The organism is Psychrobacter sp. NPDC077938 (assembly GCF_044542635.1).
GTDB lineage: Bacteria > Pseudomonadota > Gammaproteobacteria > Pseudomonadales > Moraxellaceae > Psychrobacter.
The window spans coordinates 347,668-370,051 of sequence record NZ_JBITUW010000004.1; the positions used below are offsets into that span (position 1 = coordinate 347,668).

11 protein-coding genes are annotated in these 22,384 nt (G+C 41.5%); all 11 read right to left on the reverse strand.

What is annotated here, in order from left to right; all coding sequences use genetic code 11:
- Positions 1 to 57: 57 nt before the first annotated feature.
- Positions 58 to 468, reverse strand: a complete 411-nt coding sequence (locus ACIGBM_RS09265) for a type II toxin-antitoxin system HicB family antitoxin (protein WP_397477539.1) — start codon at positions 466 to 468, stop codon at positions 58 to 60.
- A gap of 143 nt (positions 469 to 611) precedes the next feature.
- Positions 612 to 794: a type II toxin-antitoxin system HicA family toxin gene (locus tag ACIGBM_RS09270; RefSeq protein ID WP_397477568.1), complete on the reverse strand. Its 183-nt coding sequence runs from the start codon at positions 792 to 794 to the stop codon at positions 612 to 614.
- 118 nt (positions 795 to 912) lie between these two features.
- Positions 913 to 1,422 (reverse strand): hypothetical protein, encoded by a 510-nt coding sequence (locus ACIGBM_RS09275; protein ID WP_397477540.1) that lies wholly within the window; start codon positions 1,420 to 1,422, stop codon positions 913 to 915.
- A complete protein-coding gene (locus ACIGBM_RS09280; RefSeq protein ID WP_397477541.1) occupies positions 1,400 to 1,555 on the reverse strand; it encodes a hypothetical protein in 156 nt (51 codons plus the stop codon). The genes ACIGBM_RS09275 and ACIGBM_RS09280 overlap by 23 nt, the downstream gene beginning before the upstream one ends.
- Positions 1,556 to 1,739: 184 nt before the next feature.
- Positions 1,740 to 2,420: a hypothetical protein gene (locus ACIGBM_RS09285; protein ID WP_397477542.1), complete on the reverse strand. Its 681-nt coding sequence runs from the start codon at positions 2,418 to 2,420 to the stop codon at positions 1,740 to 1,742.
- Entirely contained in the window at positions 2,417 to 3,853 is a 1,437-nt protein-coding gene (locus ACIGBM_RS09290; RefSeq protein WP_397477543.1) for an asparagine synthetase B family protein, read from the reverse strand. The genes ACIGBM_RS09285 and ACIGBM_RS09290 overlap by 4 nt, the downstream gene beginning before the upstream one ends.
- Positions 3,841 to 4,899, reverse strand: coding sequence for a GTP cyclohydrolase II RibA (gene ribA / locus ACIGBM_RS09295; protein WP_397477544.1), 1,059 nt, complete (start codon positions 4,897 to 4,899; stop codon positions 3,841 to 3,843). The genes ACIGBM_RS09290 and ribA overlap by 13 nt, the downstream gene beginning before the upstream one ends.
- A gap of 1 nt (position 4,900) precedes the next feature.
- On the reverse strand, positions 4,901 to 8,242 hold the full coding sequence (locus ACIGBM_RS09300; protein ID WP_397477545.1) for a glycosyltransferase family 2 protein: 3,342 nt from the start codon (positions 8,240 to 8,242) through the stop codon (positions 4,901 to 4,903).
- A gap of 905 nt (positions 8,243 to 9,147) precedes the next feature.
- Complete coding sequence (locus ACIGBM_RS09305; protein WP_397477546.1) at positions 9,148 to 9,726, reverse strand: hypothetical protein; 579 nt, start codon at positions 9,724 to 9,726, stop codon at positions 9,148 to 9,150.
- 37 nt (positions 9,727 to 9,763) lie between these two features.
- Positions 9,764 to 10,351 carry a hypothetical protein gene (locus ACIGBM_RS09310; RefSeq protein WP_397477547.1) on the reverse strand — a complete coding sequence of 196 codons (588 nt, stop codon included), beginning with the start codon at positions 10,349 to 10,351 and terminating at the stop codon, positions 9,764 to 9,766.
- Complete coding sequence (locus ACIGBM_RS09315; protein ID WP_397477548.1) at positions 10,351 to 22,281, reverse strand: hemagglutinin repeat-containing protein; 11,931 nt, start codon at positions 22,279 to 22,281, stop codon at positions 10,351 to 10,353. The genes ACIGBM_RS09310 and ACIGBM_RS09315 overlap by 1 nt, the downstream gene beginning before the upstream one ends.
- Between the last annotated feature and the right edge of the window lie 103 nt (positions 22,282 to 22,384).

Sequence of the window (22,384 nt, forward strand, 5' to 3'; positions counted from 1 at the left end):
TTCAAAATATGTAAAAAAGCCCCGCAAATGCGAGGCTTTTTTATTAGAACACTAATATCAATGTGCAAAAAAATTCTTTTCTGCTAATAATGCAATAAAATTACTTCTACTCTTATAACGTTCTTTATTGCTTGCAACTTTCTCATCAATCATATGAATCAGACGACTAGGTAAAGTTACATTGATTTTTTCAGTTTTTCCGAGATAACGATTTACATCGACTGGCGCTAAAGCCCAAGTTACACCTTTGTACTCTGGACTATCCATATAAGTACCGATATCAGAAGGAAGTGGGATTTGTTCTCCGTCTTCTACCAAGCCCTCTAAATGCAGCTCGATAGCTTCAATCGCCATATCAACAGCATCTTGATAGTTATCAGCAGCAGAAAAGCATCCTGGTAAATCAGGTACACGGATACCATGCGCTGTATGACTATCTCCTCTCTCGATTGCGATAGGATAAAACATGGCTAGACTCCTTTATATAGGTTTTATTAATTCAACGGTATAGATTATTTCAAAACAGATTTTTTATTAGCATTTACAAATTAGCTGTAGTCAAACGTTAGCTTCGTTTGCAAACAAAGCTAACTATTACTAAAGCCACTGGATCATTTCAATCCAACTTGTTTGAAAATACTATTAACAGTACCTTTCGGTAGGTCTTTTTTAGGGTGTGGGACAGTAACCCTGCCCTTTTTAGTTTTATGCTTGTACTGAAAATGACTACCCTTAGTGGCGACCCAATACCATCCATCTGCTATGAGCATATCTATAAGCTCGGATGACTTAATAAAAACCTCCTATAATCAAAATTCATTTCTATTGTAATAACCCTAACCCTAGGGTTATTAATTATTAAGTAAAATATAACCCTAGGGTTATGATATGTCAAATTTATTCTTAAATATTTCAAAAAGGGGAAAAATCAGCTACTGCGATAACCTCGCCAGCCACCGCAACCTTGACGTCCATATTCTGAGTTGATGGTAGGTTAACCGCAATCTCTGGCACAACCTGCCACGGCACAAGCCGTGATAATGTAGGAGCAAGCTCTGACAGCTCGCAGATATTTACCACTGCATCAAGTTTAATACGAATACGACTGGTCAAAAACCTATCTGTACGCACGGTATCGGTCAGATATGAGGGATATTTGTGCGCTAAGGATTTAGAGTGCCAAAGCCTCATAATTTCATTTTGTTTGGGGTATAGCATATCAAGAACAAACTGCAAAAATCCCAGCCAGCGCTCACTTGCCAGCGCTTGCCAATTGGCATAGATAATCCGCATCAGTGTATCAGATAGCCCGTCATCATCACGCCTGAATACCACCAGACCGTTTAGCTTAGTAAAGCACTCTACGACCGACTGACGACCTTGGCACGGCACGCTATAGTTAAATATAGTTGAAAATACCATTGAGCGCATTAAGAGAATAATCATCAACCATTTGTGCAAATACATCCGCGATCGCTTGCTCAAGCTCGCCCACTTTGTGGCTTTTTACAATCGAACCAATATACTCACTGGTCGGTAAGCTGGCTCGCTGCATATCTACCCACTATATCGGTCATACTGAATTGCCGCTATCAGTGGTTTGCGTTACCCTGACAATGATTGTATCTTCAGGAAGATAGGCCCACTGACGTGGGACCTATGCCGTCAAATCCGTACACATCAACTTGGGAGATAGTAGTATTACATGTGGAATGAAACTATCAGATCAAATTTTAGAATTAGTTTCTATTGCTAAATTGAGATTCGAGTGGCTTAATATCATAGCCAAAATATTCCTCTATAACGTCTTGCAGGTTATTCATACTGATGTTCAGCACCTCCTCGTAGCCACTATTGCTGTAAATTTCTAATTGGGTATCGCGAATAAATAAAAAGCGTTTACCAACAACCATCGAGAAACGTAACTGGCTACTAAATGGATAGATAATATCGGCAGAAAAGCGGTTTTCAATACTGTGATAGATTTCGGTTTCAGACTTTGCGGCAATATCAATTTCCATTTGTTTTTTTTCTACATTACGTTTTCGGTGGTAGACTGTGATCACACCGTTTTCTATCGTGGTCCTAAAGCGCATACCGTAACACTCATATAAAATGGGGGTTGCGGCTGGGATAAGTTGAATGGATGGCCACCCATTGCCAATATCTGCAAAATAGCGCTGGTTGTTTATTTCAAGTCTTACTAATCGGTGGATATCTTGTCCACCAATGCGAGCAGAGTGCAAGTATGCATCTAACCCAACTGCTTTGGTTGCATCTAAGTAGCTTAGAGCTTTGTCTGAACAGGTGCCGCCATATGCCATCGTTGCAGGGTGTACGTTGTTGAGTAGGTATAAACTATGGAATGGCTCTTGCTTAAATTTAGCAAGTAGTATTTGTTGAGCTAAATGCACTGTCATCTGTGAGATGCTCCTCGTTTAGCAATAGCAGAATCAAATGTTGTATAGCTAAAAAAGTAAGGATCGTCTACATCGTATGTGAATGTGCCTTGCCATATTTCCTTAAGTTCTGCTATTTCTGTATTACCATTACGGGTTAAATGGTCCACTACCAACTTTCGGATGCCACTACCAACATCAAAAGAGGTCTTTTTTCGGTTTGCGATCTCGGCAGGCAATAAGTGCCTAAAGGCGTCTCTAAGTGCTATTTTGTTGTAACCGGGAATATAGAACTGTTTATGCTCAAGGTTATCGGCAACTCTCTTTACTGTCCGATCTAAAAATGGACAACGAGCTTCAATACTATGTGCCATGCTGCACTTATCAAGCCTACGAAGTTCCGTAAAGTGCATATCGGTTATCAGCTTGGTACGAGTAATTTGCCACTCTTGTTCGGATAGTTGCTCATGGTAACCAGCAAATAGCTCATCTGCCCCCTCTCCGGTTAGTACTACCTTTAAGCCTTTCCTCTGTACTGCTTGAGCTAATAAATAGGTCGCAAGACCATTGCTAATGATCGATGGATTGTAACTTTCAGTTGCGTAAAGTACCTTATCAATCAATCCGGGTAACTTTTGCTCACTTGGTAATGGGATGTAGATAACTTGCTTTAATCCTAGGTGTTTAACAAGCATTTCAACCATAGCAACATCAATACTATCGGAATCTCCCAGAGTAAAATAAGTTACATCTTGGCGATGCTGACAAGTTATAGCCGCAATAATCGAGCTATCTAGACCTCCGCTCAGGAAAACACCGAAGGGCTGTTTAGGTAAGCGTTTAATGACTGCTTGTTCCATTGCTGAAAGCAGATTAGATGTTGTACTGGTTAACTGTTGGTGGTGTGCTATCTGGGTAAGCGTGCCCGTGGCTAAGTCAAGCTGACTAATACCAAGGGGCACTTGCTCGAACCAGTCAATATTTTGTAGGGCTTTAAGTTCACTGACAACAAATAGGTTGTTATCGGCGTGACCGTAAAACAGTGGCTTTTTACCCATATGGTCGCGAAACAATAGAATTGAATCTGTCTCCAGTTGATAGATAACCCCTGAATAAAATCCGTCTAACTCGCTTAGTACCTGCTCACCCAGTTGAGCGAATAGTGGTGCGATTACATGTGTATCGCAGTCGCTATTACGGAAAAGATTATATTGTTTTTCAAGTAAATCTGCATTGTAAATCTCGCCATTAAAAGCTCCTATCATACAGCTGGATTTGTAAGGTTGGCGTCCTGTAATGCTTTCATCATTAATTGCCAAACGTGCAAACCCAATAGCTAATTTCCCCTTGATCCAATAGTGTTGGTCATCAGGACCTCGATGAGCAAGGCGAGTTAAAGCAGCTGATATATTCTGTTCGGCGGTATCACCGTGAAGCACGACTATTCCGCACATAGTTGCGATTCTTTGTTGAACTGTAGCTGATTACGCAATTGCATTAACAGTTCACCTAACCGATTCAAGCCACTACCATCTTCTGCATCGCCCCAATAGCTGTCATTGAGTGTATGTTCGGCTATGTGATATTGCTGGGTTGATAATAATAGCGCTTCAAGTTCGGGGTTCTGAGTAAATTTGGCTGTAAGTGCTTGCAGCATTATATCTTCCTTAATGTTATGCCAGTTAGGTTGTAGGTGTTGTGATTCTAACTGCTTAGCCATTTGTTTAGCCAACATAGGACTTGCTGCACAGCGTATGCGCTCTTGCAATGTATGGTCTCTAAATTTTTGTGCTTGGTAAAAGTGCTCTGTTGTCGGCCAAATTTTATTATGCAGATATATGGCATGTTTTGAAAAGTTGGAAAGCTCTCCCCAGGTTTGGTCTGAATGGTAAAATAAAATAGAGTTAATATTGTCATACTCGAAACCTAAAGGCAGGCAGTGCCCTAATTTTTCGTTTTTACTTTTCAAGTAATCTATATTTTCAGGCCGTATTTGTGGGTGTGTATTAAGTAGTTCTACTTCGATTCCTGCTTGTTCTAGTGCGCGTCGCTTACGCGGGTTGTTTGATACCAAGCGCACTTGTTTTATTGCCATTTCTTTTAGCACATTTATAGCTGGTGCATAATCGCGAACGTCTTGTTCTAAACCCAGTGCCTCAAATGACTCTGCTGCATCTAAAGCTTCACTCTGCATTTTGTATACTGCTTGAATCTTATTAGAAAGGCCCTGTCCACGGCCTTCTTGATGTAAGTGGAAAATGATCCCACTTCCATTGTGTGCCATTATTTTCATGGATTCGCGCAATTGGTCGGCACAGTCACAGTCCCTTGCTTCAAATACTTCAGAGGCTAGGCAAGAAGAATGTAATCGCAGTATTGGTTTACTTTCTAGTTTATTGATATCACCAAAGGTGACTACTCGTAACATTTCGTTGCCGGTATCGTACATTCTAAATGTGCCGTGTGGTGTTGGGAGTTCGCAGTAATTTTTAAAAGGCATTTTATTCTATTCTCTCAAGGGTTTTCTGATGTGCTTTTGCAAAGAGGTCACTCTGCGGCACTATTTGATTTAAAAATTCGTAAATATGGCACTCGTTCATTTGTTTAACTTGGGTTTCTAATTTAGTAAAAGCATCTGGGTTAAAAGAGCTAGCCAAGTACTTATACAACTCGCTCAGTTCTGGATATTTGGATAAAGCTTGCGTTAAACCATTGATTCGGTAAAAACTGAGCCTTAAACGTGAAAGACGAGTATTGCATTCTGATTTGGTCGCTTTCCATACTTGGCTAATCTCAATATCAGTAAAGACCAAGTTATGTCGTTCGTTGTTTCGTAGAAATTCTTGCAGACCAGCATACAATGCCGATCCCATGATTTCATCCTGTACTTTACTTAAATTCAAAATTGGTTCGTGCTGTATGCGCCCAGTATGTTGAACAGGAAATGGCGCACTTTTAATAGTTAGTCCATGGTAATGTTTATTGACTATTGCCCAGACCATGTCTGAACGGCGAGCTTCACGGCCATTAATCTTAAAAATTAGGTTAGGCGTTTGTATTAAGGCTTTAGCGTTTAGTACAAAGGTGTTGCCTCCACGGTTTACCGTATCTTTTGCTGCAGCTAATGGAGATGTTGAACATGCTGGAACAATACCACGAGTGAGCGGGAAGCCCGTGACCAATAAAGGCGCATGTGCAATCAATCGAGAGCGAGCTTCAGTGACACTTTCACCTTTGTAGGCGGGTTCAAGCCAAAATGGTGCTTCGATATGAGCCGTATGTTTACGAGATAAGTCATAGTAATAATCAGGATACTTATCTCGAAGTATTGTATTTTCGTGGCTGCGATCAGGCAGTTCGATATTGTTTGGTAGTTTATCAAGCCAGCGTAAGTTATGAAGCAGATCTACCAATTGGCCACGTAGGCCATTTAATGGAGGATTAGGCGATGAGCCTTCGTATTGTCCGATCACTATATCGACATCTGCTTGCTTAAACACTGGTAGCCAAGCTAGAAACTGTTTGGCTCGGGCATCTAAACGCATATCGTCATCAAGGATCCAAGCATAGTTATTTGGAGTCATTGTACATTTTAAACCAACATATTTTTGCAGCATGCTCCGTGCATGTGCAATTCCCACTTGGCCTTTTGGTCGTTTTGCCAAGTCGGAACCAAATAGGCCGCTTGCAGCATCTTCTGTCTGTTGTGTTTCGCTTATTATTTTTATATCACCCACTGACCTTTTGCTGAATGAAAGCGTTTCTTTCACAGAGGTATCTGAGCAACCGTTGCATAGTACTATGGAGTTTATACTGGATAAAAAATCACATTGTGCAAGTTCAGCAATACTATTTAATAATGGCAATAATTTATGTGCATCACCGGTAATCACACCAATAGTTAGGGCAAATGGCTTGGATGGTTTTTCTAGTGGGCCAAGGGGCAACCACGCATCCTGTGCTTGTTTAAGGTTACAATCAATACCAGTTAAACTTTGACGAAATGCTTGATAGCCCTGCATTTCTGGGATATTTATTGTATGCAGAGATTGTCGCATTAAGTGCCCGAGATTTGGATGATCCACATGATGAATACTTAGATAAGCCCTCCGAGCCATATGTTCGAACCCTAATTCATTCCATGGGCGAATATCCGTGCCATAATCAATCAGTTTCACTTCACTCTGGGTTTTTATTAAGTTTTTCGGGTGCATGTTATTACATACAATTCCTGCTTTGCTGCAACTGTGTAGCAAGTCAATCACTTGTTCGCAGTTGCCACCCTGATAAGGGGTACTATTTTCAAAGGGATAAGTGAGTACCACAGTTCTTCCATCTAATACAACTTCTTCAAGGGTATACAAACCAGGTAGATTGTACTGTTCTGAACTGAACCATTTTAAAAATTTGATTTGCTCAGCAGGTATGTGGGTTTTCCAATAGTCAATGCATTTAAAAATACGCTGACCATCTGTCATAACAACAGCTTCAGAGCCCACACCAAGTAGTAGAAGCTCATAAATACCAAATAGTCTTCTGATACGATCATTAGCTGCATCAATGCGGCATTGTTTTATTCTATTAGCGAGTGTTGCATGCGGTTTTAAGAGAAGCTCATTACAGCGGTTAGTACATAAATGACGAGCGCCTAAATACGTCAGTATTGTTGATAAATCGTTCTCGCTTTCAATAGAGCGTTGCTTTTGAAAGTCACCATCTTTTAATACCCATACGCTATTACCGATATTTTCTTTGGCAACAAATGCTGTGGCTGTTTCAATACACGTTTGCTGATGGCATAAATTATAGCAAGTAACTCCCAGTTGATTCATCTGTTCAATAAACGCACGCAAATCAATCTGATCTAATTTTTTAGTTGCGGTCAAAACGATATTGAAGCTAACCAGATTTTTTTGGCCTAAATGATGAACTTTTTCAATAGCTTGCTCTAATTGGTTAAATAAAAGACTTCCTAATTCAACGCCAAGAGTTAATGCTATTTGAGATTCCTGTTTTAGTATTGATTTTGGTAATGTTTCTGGTTGCCAGAAAAATAGGCGCTGTGCGCGCTTAAGGAACGCGTTACTTTGATCAGCGCTCATACGTCCATGGTATTTCTGCCAGAAAACTGCCAATCCATTATTCTTGGCTGGTGATTTTGGTGTACTAAGGCGTTGACGGTCACTATCGGCATAGTGATTTAGTAATGGTTTTTTTATATTGCAGTAGCGTGTTGCGTCTAATTCACAGAGGCGTATGCATAAATCTCGATCAGTGCAACTTGATAGTTGCTCATCAAAACCGCCTGCCATCAACATAATATCTAGTGATAAGAATAGGTTAGAGCCTTGAATACCTGGATTTCCGCACAAGAACAGTTCTTCATTTATTGAGTCGGGAGGTATACATTTAATAGGCTGCTGTTCATTACCTTCACAACGGTAAAATCCCGCTGCTACCATATTACAATGCTTTTTGATTGCTAACGATTTGCAGTTTTCTAAGTAGTTAGGATGCCATTCATCATCATCGTCAAGAAATGCTAAAAATAGTGAACCGAAGTCCTGCTTTTGTTTGTTGCTAAGGTATTCTATTGCCGTATTCCATGCTCCACTAGCACCGACAGTTCGCTGGTTTAGTAAATATTTAATTTGGCAATTAGTTGATGGAATAGATTCGACTATCAGTTTGTTCTGACACTGAATTTGTTCAGCAGAATCGTCTACAACAATAATATAGCTCGGTGATATGGATTGATTTAATACTGAGTTTATAGCTCGTTGTTTTAGTAGGTTTGGTCTGTTTTTGGTCGCAATAATCACTGCTATTTGTGGGGAGTTCACACAATACTCCATTGCTAATGCACAACTAGATTTTATACTTGCGTAGTAAGGTTATAAAGCTTCTTGTATTAATAAGTTAGTAATTCGGTCAGAACTATTTAATATTTTTACTTTCATATTATTGGTTGGTACGAATACGGGTTACAGCTACATGAGAAAGGTTACTAGTGATTTTATACTCCCTTTCTGACGGGGAGTAGCGCAATGGCTTACAAACGTCACAGTGCCTGAAAAACCGTAACAATATACAATTATTATTTACTTATCAATTAATTTTGCATTAATCGAGGGTAACTGAACAATGACTGTGAAGGGTAAGGCTCCGCAGTTAAATTCGGCAGAAACGACAGGTCTAAAGCTTTACTAGATACGTACATGCCTGACTGGAGATCCAGACGTGACTTACTTGACCGGATGCCTTTAAGTTAAGAGCATTGGAAGTAGCTCTTTATTATCTGATCAGATATATGGATTCGCCACTATCAAGCTAGATAAGTCATTTCATTCGTATAATAAAATGACTTATCTAGCTTGACTAATACTCAAAATCCACTCTATCTTTAACTAAGTTTAACGCTATAGAAAAATCACTTTATAGGCTGGCTTGATATTTGTCAGATGCCAACTACTTCGTTAGTGTGGGTATAAGAATATCAAGATCATAAATTCATATACGGTATGACTGATTTTGATAGAAGTAAAAAAGATTGCCAACACTATACTAGGCATAGTGTTAGCAACCTTTCTCTAGTTAGTATTTTACTTAGGTGATTTGATTAATATTGGGGTTTGATTTAGCTGTTGGCGTTTATAAATGGAAAAAGCCACGATACATAAATTTGTATCGTGGCTTTCCTCTCAAATAAATATTAAATTATATAATCATACTCTAAACAAATACAACATTACGCAACAGGGATATAAATCAGATTACCCTCAAAATAAGGATCTATCCCATCAGGTTTAGCAAGCGTTGGACCATCAGTATTATTATTAAGTCCATGTGACATAATAAGTCCAGAGCCGTTCTCAAATTCAAGCAACACCCCTCGCTCGCTTGGTAAGTCCAGTATTTTAGAGTAAGTCTCAGAAGTCTCTTTGATAATGGTCACTGATTTGACTACTTGATTGAGATAAATACTCCACTCATCAAAATCTTTAGCATAAAAAGGAATGGCGTCTTCATCTTCCTCTTGTAGCCAGTCACGGTGCTCACCATTTTCCTTTTTTTCGACCCACATTAGCACTGTATTTTTACGAGAGTCGCTAACACCACCTATGACCAATCCATCTTCAAAATAGAATAAGTACGGCCCTAGCGGATCACTAAAAAAGTCTTCAGGTTCTATAAAGTAGTTGTCGATAAGCTCTTGTTCAGGCACATCGTTAAATTTAATAATATTGATAAGTTTACGCCCCACTAAGCTAGCAAGCAATTCTGTAAGGTTACTAGGTAAATTCATATCATAAATTGAAGTTGCCATTATCTTTTCTTTTTTTGTATCAGAACATATATAAATTCTAATCAAATTTCCCAATAGATATAAATTCCAATCGGCCTTCAAAGTAAGGGTTTATATCCTTGAGTTTGATTAGAGACTCGCTATCAGAGCAGTCATGTAATCCATGTGACATAATGAGATCTAAACCATTCTCAAATTTAATGAGTACGCCCCTTTCATTCGGTAAGCCCAATTTTTTACTATCGCTTTCAGGTATTTCTTTGATAATGGTTACAGACTCTACAAATTGATCTAAGTAAATATCCCATTCTTCATAATCTTTTGCATAAAAGGGAATCGCTCTTTCATCTTCTTCCTGTAGCCATTCGCGATGTTTACCGTTTTCCTTCTTTTCTACCCACATTACTACACTGTTTTTACTAGGAATACTACCGCCACCAATAACCAAGCCGTCTTCAAAGTAAAATAACATAGGACCCAAAGCCTGAGGGAAAAACTCATCAGATTCCATATAGTAGTTATCGATAAGCTCTTGTTCGGGTACATTGTTAAATTTAATCATATTAACAAGTTTGCGCCCGACTAAACCTGCCAGTAGACCTATCGAATTACTAGGTATGTTTTCATCATAAACTGAGATTACCATTAGTTTTTTCTCGCCTCTATAATTAGTAGATCAATGGTTCTTAAGCTAGGTTTTGAAGGTTTTGTTCTTGTATAAACATCTATAGGATCAGCAATAACAACATGACCGTCTTTGCTGATTAAAAACTGCAAATCGTTAACGCTTATTTTTTTGTCAACCATACGAGTTCTGATGGCTTGCAAGTCTCTAACGCTATTTCCATTTAATAGGCTAGTATTAGCATTAGCAACTACCTCAATATTTCCTGTTCTACTATTGCGTGCAATAATATCTTTTGACCCTTGCGCATAGCGGTCCATTATCATCGCAGGTGCGCCATCATGAGTAGTGATTCTAGCGTTGACCACTGGAAAGCCTAGGTCTTTAAGCTGTTGTAGCTTAGCTGCTTCGTCTTGAATGGCTGACAGTGGCTTACCAGACTTTAGCTTACCGATGACTGTTTTTTCGTCTATGGAATAGACGATCTTGTTGCCACCTGTCCCGATAACGTTGGCTTGTTTGCCATTCACTATGATAGATGTTAAGTCACAACAATTCGCATTGTGAACCCAAACACCCATTTCACCTATATGATAGGTGCTAAAGTCTTGTACTTCAAAGTTATAAACCGTGTCTTTTTTGTCTAAAGCCGTTTGACTCACTACGGTGGCTGTCGACCTTCCGTGCTTATCTAACAGCTTCATTCCAGCTTCTAAGATAGATGCTTTACGCCAGCCTTCACCATCAATCCAAAACGGATGTTCTTCTGTGGTATTGATGGTTTCTTCTAAACCATTATCATGCTTTATCTTAACTTCGTAAATAGGTATATTCGGGGTGACTTTGGTGGCAATAACAGGGCGATAGTCGTATTTATTGCCAAACTCTTCTCGCGACCAAACCAGTTCGCCACGATCGATCGTTTCGATTGGTTTTAAACCGTGAATAGTGTGAATCAAGGTGCCTGCGGTGAAACATTCACCTGTGCTACAGGTCTGAGCGATGGTTTCAGCAGCTTCTTTAGCCGATTGTTGCTTTGCTTTAGCACCAGCTATATTTTTTGCGACAGCTATACCAGTAGCACCCGCTGCTTTAAGCTCACTTAAAGGAATGTAATACTGTTCTAGATAAATTGGATTTATTCTATCATTCTGAGTCGCTATGTCTGACATTTGACTATTAAGATTTTTAGTAACTTTATTAAAGTCTTTTTGGTTGTTTCTATTACCTTGATAGCTGCCACCATAAGTGCCATAAATACTATTTTCATTATAGTAACCACTACTACTAAACATATAAATCGGCTTGCTTTGGCTTACAGAGGTATGGCGGTCTTTCTCTAACTCTACATTGCCATATTTAGCTTTCAATGAGTTATAAGATTGCTTAGCTATCGCTATATCATTTTCAATGATTTTTTCAAATGCTTGGGCATTTTGACTATAAGCTGGTTTCGCAAAGTCTTTTTTGAACGTTGCTAATCTATCATTTCCTTTTTTATCAAGTTCTGAGTAAGTAACTGCATAGAGAAGACTTTTCCAATATTCAGCATCTCTTCCATATTTTTTAGCAAGTGCTTTCGCTGATTCGTTCAGCTTCTGCATTTCACTAAAGTGCAACTGCCTATTATTCGCATCGACATTGACCCCATTAATAGTACTGGCTGTATCCAGTCCAGCAGCAACCCCCGCTCCTGCTAATGCCAGACTGGTAATACCTTTAGTTGCATTACTAGCGGTATCCACGTCCATGCCTTGAGCAATAAGTGCATCTCTCATTTTAGCTTCAAGATTGTTGATAGTAGGCGCAGCAGCCGCCACACCGCCTGTGGTTAAAGCCCCTTCTACGCTACCTGTCCCCAAGGCACCTAAAGCGGTATGAGCCGCTACTCGGTAAATACCGCCTTCATCCCATTTGCTAATGGCAGCCATCTTCTCATCTGCACTCAGATTAGGATTGGCTCTAATATCATCAATACGGTTTTGTGAAAACTCAGCCACTGCTTTAGGTGCTTCCTTACCAAACTCCTGTGTAATCTGCGTCTGCGCCCCAAGCTCCTCATTCACTCGGTTGGCATCAAACACACTCTCAAGCTTACCGCCAAGGGCTTCACGGTTGTCAGTGGTGAGTATGCCTTGTGGATCATTGTAGCCACTGACACCACCTTTGGTGATACTGCTATCACTGTCACTATCTGTGCCGTAGCCAATGCCGTTCATGGTGGCTTGTGGTTTACCTGTGGTATTACCAATGCTTAGACCAATTGATAGTGCCTCACCTTCATAACTCGTGGTATTTTTAATATCTTGTGAGCTAATGCCTTGTTTAAAGACGATGTTGCTCTTGCCATTGGCTTGAGCTTCTTTTGAGGTCGTGAAAACGGCACCTGTAAAGCTACCTTTGCCATTTGCCGTAAGATCAGCTTCATTGGTAAAGATACCTGATTGCTCACCAACACCCTTGTAGTCAGAATCAACGTTAGTCTTACCGCCATTGACCGACAGACTAGAGCCTGTACCTTTGGCAAGATCAAGATCTGCACTAAAACCCATGTTCTTTTGGTCGCTGTCATAAGTAGCTGTGTCTTGTAGCGATTCGATAGTCATGTCGCCGCCGATAACGCCTTGAATCTTATCTGTATTCAGTACACCACCTTTGATGTTTAGATCATTATTAATATCAAGGGTCGTGTTGCCACCGACATTGACTTGGCTGTTGGCATAGGTAGTGCTGTCGCTGTTGGCATAGCCTTTGACACGACTCGCACTAGCAGTGATGCCGTAGCTAGCACCTTTAGCTGGGTTGGTGGCTGCATAGGCACCGATGGCGGTACTTGAGCTCTTATTATCACTACGAGTATTGCTGTTTTGTGCGACACCATTGATATTCAGGTCATTATCGGCTTGGAATAAGGCATCTTTATTGACGTTTAGATTACTGCCATTGATGTCGATATTGCTATCTGTACCTGCCCCTGTAGCGATCAAGGCAAGATTGTTGGTGGTGATGCTGGATCCTTGGTTTACCTCGGTGTAGCTGCTGCTATTTGACTCACTTTTTGATGAGCCAATGGTGGCCTGTATGCGAGTGCTGCCTATGTCTTGTAGCTTGCCACTTTCTTGTAGCATACTTAATACATCTGATCCTTGCTTGGCTAAAGCTTTTGCCTTAAGACCAGCAGCGACGCCTGCCATGCCTTTCATACGGGTGCTACCTGTGTTACCACCAGCATCAATGAGGTTGTCGATACTCTTGGCGCTGTCAATGAGGCTGTTTGATACGGACACGGTCAGACCACTTTGCTTAAACTTCTGCTCGCTTTGATTGGTATAGACATCCATGACGTTATCGATATTGATGTCTTGGGCGCGTACGACAACGTTGCCACGACTGCTGTTATCAAGGGCGTCATTGATCTTTTCACTACTATCTGCACCCAAACCCGCGACAATACTACTGCCTGTCTGTTGGTACGTACCACCAGCATTGATGGTGACGTTACCGTCAATCGCAGCAATGTTGCTGCCAGTATGCGTCAGTGCTGTTTTGGCATTGCTATCATCGGTTTGCTGCTTGCCGATAGTGAAGCCTATGCCACCGCTTGTGCCGAACAACCCTGATTTTTTGGTTTGACTGAACTTGGTTTCGCTTGAAGTGTTGTCAGCGGCTAAGATATTGACATCATCACCAGCGGTCAGACCAGTGCCTGTATCACTGATGGCGTTGGTGCCTGTTAAGCTGATATCTGCCCCAGCTTGCATGACAACAGTATTACCCTCGATGTTGCTACTGATGGCAGTATCGCTTTGCATGTCATAGCGATCTTGAGTGGTTTCTTTACTTAAAAAGTCTTTGCTGATCGTTTTGGTAGCCGTGCTTAAGTTTTGGGTATAACGACCTTCTTTGAGAGTAATGTCATTGTCTGCTTGTAGCCCGACGGTACCTTCGTTACTGCTAATCTGTGAGGCAGTACCAGTAATGTTACTACCGGAGGTGATAAACACGTTACCAATACCATTAATTTGGCTACCGACATCGATAGATTCGCCCTGCTTAAAGTAGTTATTGGCGTCACCAATGCTGTTGGACTGGTAACTGGTATTAACGGCATCAAGCGCAACGTCGCCTTTGGTATCGAGGCGGCTACTACCACCTTGGTTGTCAAAGCGTCCAGCAGCAAAAGTGGTATCACCACCCACATTAGCGATGAAGGTCGTTAACGCATTACCTTTTTCATCTACTTGTCCTTTGAGACCATCGCCAACATAAATGCTGGCAATTTGTCTAATATCTGTACGGGTACTACTACTCATATCTTTGGCAGAGCTGGTGGTATAGGTCAAGCTCTCATTATTTAAGTCACCACCAACGTCAAGCTGCATAGCTTTATTCGCTTGCAGAGTGCCGCTTAGATTGTTTAGGTCATTAGCCGTGCCAATCTGGACATAGTCGCCTTTGATCAAACCGCCATTGGCATTGGTCAGGTTAGTAGCATTAATATTAACGCTCTGATGACCGACGATACTACCTTGGTTAGTCAGGTCACCCGATAACTGCATATCAATGCTATCAGCAGCGATTAGACTGCCTGTACCGTCAATTTGTCCAACCGCTTGGCGGGTATAGACTTTGGGCACCAGTACTTGTTGACTGCTACCATCAGCGAGAGTGATCTGCTGCTGTACAAGCCATACCATATCAGTCGTGAGCTGAGCAACTTGACTATCGGTGAGCGCAATACCGGGGCGCAGGTTTAAGGTTTGAGCAGTGGTAATACCCGCATCCATCAGACCTTTGTACTGCTCATCTAAGCTGCGATAGTCACCCAGATAGTAGCGACCCGTTAATGTCATGATTTGATCACGAATATACTGCTGCTCATAATAGCCATCACCGAGACGCTTTTGAGTAATGTTAGGATCAAGTTGTAGTCGCTCTAGCATGTAGTCCGATGACAGCCAGTCTTTATAGTTCGCAAATGCAGGATCGGTCTCAACTAGGTAATCAGCATTGCTATCAGGATTAGTACCATACAAGCTACTGTTAGGTAATTTTACAGTGGTGTCACTACTACGGATCTCTTCGCTAGCCGTTTGCGCTATTTGATCAGTGATATGATTGATCAGATCATCAATGGCAGCTTGATCAACTTTGCTTCCTTGCTTTTGAGCGTCAAGCAACGCTTGTAGTTGCTGCTTTTGCGCATCAGTTAGGGTACTGTCATCTGCTTTGGCGAATCCTTCTAATAGTTTAGCCGCGTTTGCCAATCCTGACGCGCCCACTGTGGTAGCACTATTTGCATCATTGGCAGTTGGCTTGTCATTGGTGAGAGTTTGGATGGCGTCACTGATACTTCGAAGTTCACGCACTTCACTATTATCTATTTCCGTCTTATCAATATCGGCAACACCTTCGATTGCAACGGCATAAACTCCAGTTGACAGAATAGGAAGATTTATTATCTCTTTGGATGCTACGAAAGGTAGTTCTGCGCCTTTGGTATAGGTTTTATCTGATTTGCTACCATAACCGTCGTGCTTACGCTTCCTTTTAATATAATACTCTTGGCTACCGTTGTTTTCATACTCAGTCGCTTTGTACCCTGTAGGTTGTAGAGTATCGTTTACTAAGCTACCAGCCCTTTGCTTTATTTTTCTAGCAATGATAATGCTTTTGTCATTAGTAAGTTTGGTATCAAACAAGTTAAGTTGGCCGCCAGAGAGGATACGTGAAGGATCGCTACTCATCACTTGGTCCTCTAGTGTGACCACGTCATATTTCCATTCATAGAATTTTTTAGCTCTATTATTCTCGTTTTCAGGAGTAGTAAGATAGGTCACCCAACTGCCGTTATGTCCTCCTTTAGATATTTGAATTTCACTTTCATCATATCTATTTGTACTGCCATTTAACTGATACTCGTGCTGATCTTCTTCTCTATAAGTTTCCACTTTGGTAGGTTTTAAAGCAAAATCTGCATTTACATTGTTAAGCGTATTAGTATCAATACTCATATCACCAACAGACTCAATAGAAGCACCTTTATTAGTCACTGTAGTAGCACTACCTACCGCTTGATGGTTGTCATCTAAGCTTCCACCAATATGTAGCTCACCATTACTGATGATTTTGGCCTGACCTGTAAAGTCTTCATTAAAGAAACCAGCGCGCGCTTCGTTTGGATTGTTAGTAAGGGTACTAACACCTATATCTAAGCGCTGACGAGCAGCGATTACAGGAGCAGGATCTGAAGTAACTTTGTAATAAGTCTTTTTATCCACTAATAGCTGATTATAAGCATCTGGAAACTGAGTCTTATAAAACTCAATGAATGCATCGCTCCATCCCTGCACATTATTGAATTCTGTTGTAATATCTACCAAACACCCTGGCCCAGCGACACATTCATCTACCTGAGTTTTAGTAAATACATCTGGTGTGTTATTAAGCGTGGTTGCCTCTATAGCAACGTGATCACCGTAGATACGACCATTGCTATAGTTATTGACTGTATTACCAGCATCCAGATACGTCTTCTCACCATTGATCAAACCACGATTATCAATGTTGGTAGCGGCATTTAGCTCAGTTGTACCATTGCTAGTCAGCTCAGCATCTTTTTGGTTGCTAATACTTTGGGCATTGATAGTTAACGCGTTTTGTCCTGATAACTGACTACTATTAGTGAAACTGCCTTGAGTAGTAAGTACGACTTCATTGGCATTTATGGTGTTGGTATTATCATAACTGATATCATTAACAATATTGATATCCGCACGTCCATTGGCAAGCACCTCACCATTGGTATTCGTAAAGTCTTTTGAGCGGATCATGATATCGTTACTGGCGGCGATGCGACCATTATCATTATTGACTGCAAGCCGACGATTCGTAGCGTCCGTATCGACAATCGAGATATCATTACTTTGAATACTGCCCGCTTGATTATTGATCTGATTACCCGCGGTGAGCATCACTTTGTTATTAGCCAGCAACTGACCGCTTTGATTATTTATCGTGCTCGCAGTAATACTTATTGTGTCATTGGCGATAACACCTTGCGACTTATCCTCACTGCTCTGTTTGGTGTTTTGGTTGTTTAATACACCTGTAGTTATGTCAATATTAGTACCAGCCTGAATCAAGCTGCCTGCAACGTTATTATCAATACGGCCACGATTGGCATCACCTACCGTCAAGTTGATAGTGTCTGCTACTATTTGACCACCTTGATTGTCTAAGGTATCACTTTTATTCGCTGTTAGCGTTAACGCTTCCGCTGCCTGCAATAACCCTTGTGCGTTATTGACAGTCTCATCTGATGCGGTATCAATCGTGAGCTGTTTGGCTGAAATAATGCCCGATTGGTTATTAATGCTATCAACATCAATATCTGCCGTACCATTCGCTAAAATACCTGTTTGCAGATTATTCACAGTATTGGTGTTTTTATTATTCAGATTGCCCTTAGCATTGATACTGAGGGCTTGGTCGGCATTCGTTTGTGCGATTAACCCATTTTCGTTATTTATATCAGCATTGCTATTCAGCGTGATAGCACCACCCGATAGCACACCTTCTTTATTGTTTATCGTGCTAACAGCTTGAATATCTAACTGGTTACTGGCCGCTATAATCCCTTGGTTTTTGATATCTTGACTAGAAACAATTGCAGTATCATCAGCAGCACTAATCTGGCCGCCTATCTGATTGTCTACGCTAGTTGCATTAATGGTTAAATCTTGAGCCAATGCGGCGATTTGAGCTGAATTAGTAAGCGTTCCAGCTTGCAGCATCATGTTTTCATCACTGGCAATAATCGCATTGCGCTTATTGTCTAGTGCATTGGTGATATTGATCTCTGCAAACCCTTTTGCCATGATCGTGGCACTGTCACTGTTCGTTAACTGGTCACTATTAATCGTCAGGTTATTGCCACTTTGGATATAGGCTTTGTCTCCTTGATTACTGACTGATTCGCTACTCAAATTTAGGTCACCGTTTTGGCTAACCAATTGACCATTATTGTTCGTCAGTGTTTTAGCATTCAAATTGAGAGTATCACCTTGTATCACACCCTCAGAATTATCTAAATCACCAGATACCTTAGTGGTTAACGCTTGAGTGCTGACAATAGTACCCTGTATGTTACTAAGCTGATTGGCTGTCACATTTGCCGAACCGTCTCCACCATGAACAATCATACCTTCCGTGTTATCAAGCGTACTTTTGCTATCGATATTTAGTGAAATAGCATTTCCACCGATAACGCCTTTTTGGTTATTGATAGTGCCATTTGTTACTAAGTTAAAAGCCTGTTTACCTGTTTGATTGATCGTACCTACCACATTTGATAGCTCATTAACTTGCCAATCAAACTGACCTGCTTGTAATACGCCGCCATCATTACTCAGATTGCCATTGGCATTTAAGCGTGCCAACCCTGTCACATTGGTATTGGCTTTATCTAAGCGAATATCACCCGCGCTCGCTGTCATCGATAGGTTGTTACTTTGATTACGACTATCCGTCAAATCAAGCTCACTACCTTCTAACTCAACGTTACCTGTGGCAATATTAGTACCCGCATTGCTTTGTTTTTCTATGCTGTTAACGGTTAAATTTGACGTTGTATTGCTAAGCACTCCTGTTGGCGTTAATCCTGCTATCAGCTGTCCATCAGCACTTTGCACCAGGCTGCCTGTATTCACGGTGGTATTGCCTTGGGCGGCAATACTGCCTGTGTTACTCATCGCGCCTTGGTTGTTGATATCTACGTCAGCTTGGCTGTATAGGCTGCCACTGTTGGTCAAAGTGCGAGTTTTAAGACTCAAATCATTGACGCTTGAAATTTGTCCTTTGTTGTCTATATCACTAGCAGTAACTATAAGGCTACCCGTATCGCTCGCAACAATCCCTGTACCTGCATTGGTGAAGCTCTCTTGTATCTGTAACTGATTATTACTAGATGCTGTATTTTGTGCGGCGGCTTGGGTGGTATTAACCGCGACAATACGCCCATCGGTGTTATCTAGATTTTGTGCGCTAATAGTGAAGCGATTGGCTTGTATCACCCCTGATGTATTGTCTACATCTTTAGCGACTTGCCACGTTTGTGCACCTAAACTTAATATTTCACCTTCCGTGTTATTCACCCTATCTGCATTAATGCTTAAACGACTGTCATCATTGCTATTTGTACCAGCGTGAACAATTTTTCCGCTACTGTTATCGAGCGTCGTTGTGTTCAGTGTTAAACTATCTGAATTACTCGCAATCTCACCGCGTGTGTTGTCAATGCCATCTACCAGTGCAAGTGTCAGGTCTTGTTTACCTGTCTGTGTCAGCTTACCATCGGTATTATTCAAACGGTTGGCATCAATCTCTAACACACCACCACTGAGAACGCCTGCTGTATTATCTAAAGTGCCGTTCGTACTGCTTAAAGTAAGCTTATCTGTCGCTGTTATCGAAGCATTTGTAGTATTGATACCAGTACGAGCAGTTGTACTAATGCTGCTACCTTGGCTATTGCTGTCTGACAGATTGATGTCATCACCGCTTAAGCTCACATCACCTGTGGCAATATGGTTGCCCTGACTGGTGATATCTCCGCTCGCTAGGACATTAATATTTGCGCTGTTATCTAGCAGTGTCCCATCAGCACTCATCCCTGCGACCAAGCTACCACTGTCTGTCTGTGTGAGACTGCCAGTCGTCATATCAACATTGCCGCCACTGGCAATCGTACCACTGTTGTTGATAGTATCTGTCGCGGTTAGTTGTGTGTCAGTTTTACCATAGATCTGGCCACTGTTGTTAACGCTATCTGAACTTGTCGTCAGACTTCCTTGCGCGGTAATTTGGCCGTTGTCATTATCCAGAGATATACTGGTAATGACGGCATCTTTGGCACTGTTAATCGCACCTTGAGTATTCGTTAAATCACCACGACTGTTGATCGTCAAATCTTCTTGCGATATCAACTTACCACTACTGTTATCAGTATGATTACTGTCAGTAGTTAACTTAGCACCACTTTGAATAACACCTGAATTATTATTGATGTCACCATTAGCGTTTAGTGTAATATCGCCATTACTGGCAAGCGTTCCTTTGGTATTATCGATATCGCTATTTGTGCTGATATTAATGCCAGCGTTGGTGATAACCTGACCTTCAGTATTATCAAAGTCAGTTAATTGCCAATCTATTGACTCAAGCTGCAGGCGACTGTCCGTATTCGAAACACTACCATCATCAGTGATATCCAGAGTGCTGACCACTAAGCTGGACTTATCTTGGTTGGCGACGCTATCTGCCGACACGTTGATATCGCCATTTGTATAAATGCTGCCCGTGTTGGTCAGATTGCCCGTATTAATACGGCCGTTTTGAGTGATGATAGGCAATGGATCAGGCGTCACCGTTGATTGCGAACTACCATCCGTGCTTGATCCAATACTGCTGCCATTAGTAGCGGTGCTTGGCGGTGTAGTCGTTGGGTCAGTAGGCGAATTGGTGTTATCCGCATATAGATCTTGACCGATGACAGCACCTTGCTGATTGATAAGTTGCTGGGCGGTAATAGACAAGTTACCAGTACCCGTTTGCAGCAGTTTACCGCTATTTTTTAGTGCTGCAGACTGTATATCAAAGCTGCCAGCGGCTATCTCACCTGAGTTATCTATATTGCCAGTTTGCTGCGAGGTTAACGCATCATAACTACTCATAACGCCGCTGTTTGTTAGAGCACTACTCTTAAGATCGATACTGCCACGACTGCTTGCGATAGTCCCTGAGTTATCAATGCTAGAACCTTGAGTATTGATATCTATTTTGTTTTGATTGGCAACGAGGCTGCCTGAATTAATCAAATTGCCATTACTGTCTAATTGTAGACCGCCAGAGCTTGCGATAATACTACCCGCATTGGTGACACCCATGCCCTTTTCTGTACCGATCAGACGGATCTTCCCTGCATACATCGCACCCAGCGCTGAGACATCCAGTGCCACACCCGTCGCTTGGTTGGTGCTATTGGTCGCACTCTTAGAAGTAATGACAGTATCTTTGGCATCCGCTTCATAGCTGACTTTATTGCTACCAGTGATGACATCTAAGTTTTTGGCATAAACGCTGGCATTAATATCAGTGGTGTTAGCAATGATTTGAGTGTAATCACTACTGCTATTATCTAAGCCATCACCATCTATACGAACCTTACCACCTGTCACGTCAAATCCAGTGAGCTTGCCTTGCTCCATGAGGGTTTGACCAGTCGTCAGTGTGGTACGGGAGGCGTTGATAAAGCCGCAACCAGCACAACTGATGCCCGCAGGGTTGGCAATAATCAACTCAGCTTTGCCACCAGCAATCTCAGTATAGCCTCCTAGACGGCTCGGATCGCTTGAATTGATTTCATTTAAGATAACGCGCGCTTCACCGCGTGCTAAATAAGGATTGCCTTCTACCCAACCAGCAATCTGGGTCTGAGCATTGGTACGGCTATTATTAAGAATGGCACCATCAGAGCCAACGTCAAATTGACTAAAGACATTACGTGAGACGCCAGCTGCACTTGGCGTCTGAATATTTACTTGTGCCGTGCCATTTGATGCTTTTAAGATGGCCGCTTGCTGGGCAGCGGCGGCATTACGATCAGCGACTATTTTGGTGCTATCGGCATGAGCATTTGTGCTAAAACTAGTGCTGATGATGGTTGCCATACCAAGCGCTAGCAGTAGATGTGATCGCAAACTATTCAGCTGACCACCTTGATAATAACCATTAGTGTGATTCGTTGTCTGTGAACCACCAGCAGTTTGACTGATTGAGCTACCACCCTCGCTAGGGTTACTGGTTTTACCTTGAGAGCGTGCCGCCTCTGACACCACCATGAGCATTCCACGGGCTTTGTTAAAAATAACTCGGTAGCATTGAGCGTTCATTGTGATGTCCTTTGAGGGGGTGTTTATTGAATAGATTATTAAAGCAGGTTCATGGCCAATCTTGGATATGGTATAAATGATAATGCTAGTTAGTGAGTAAGGG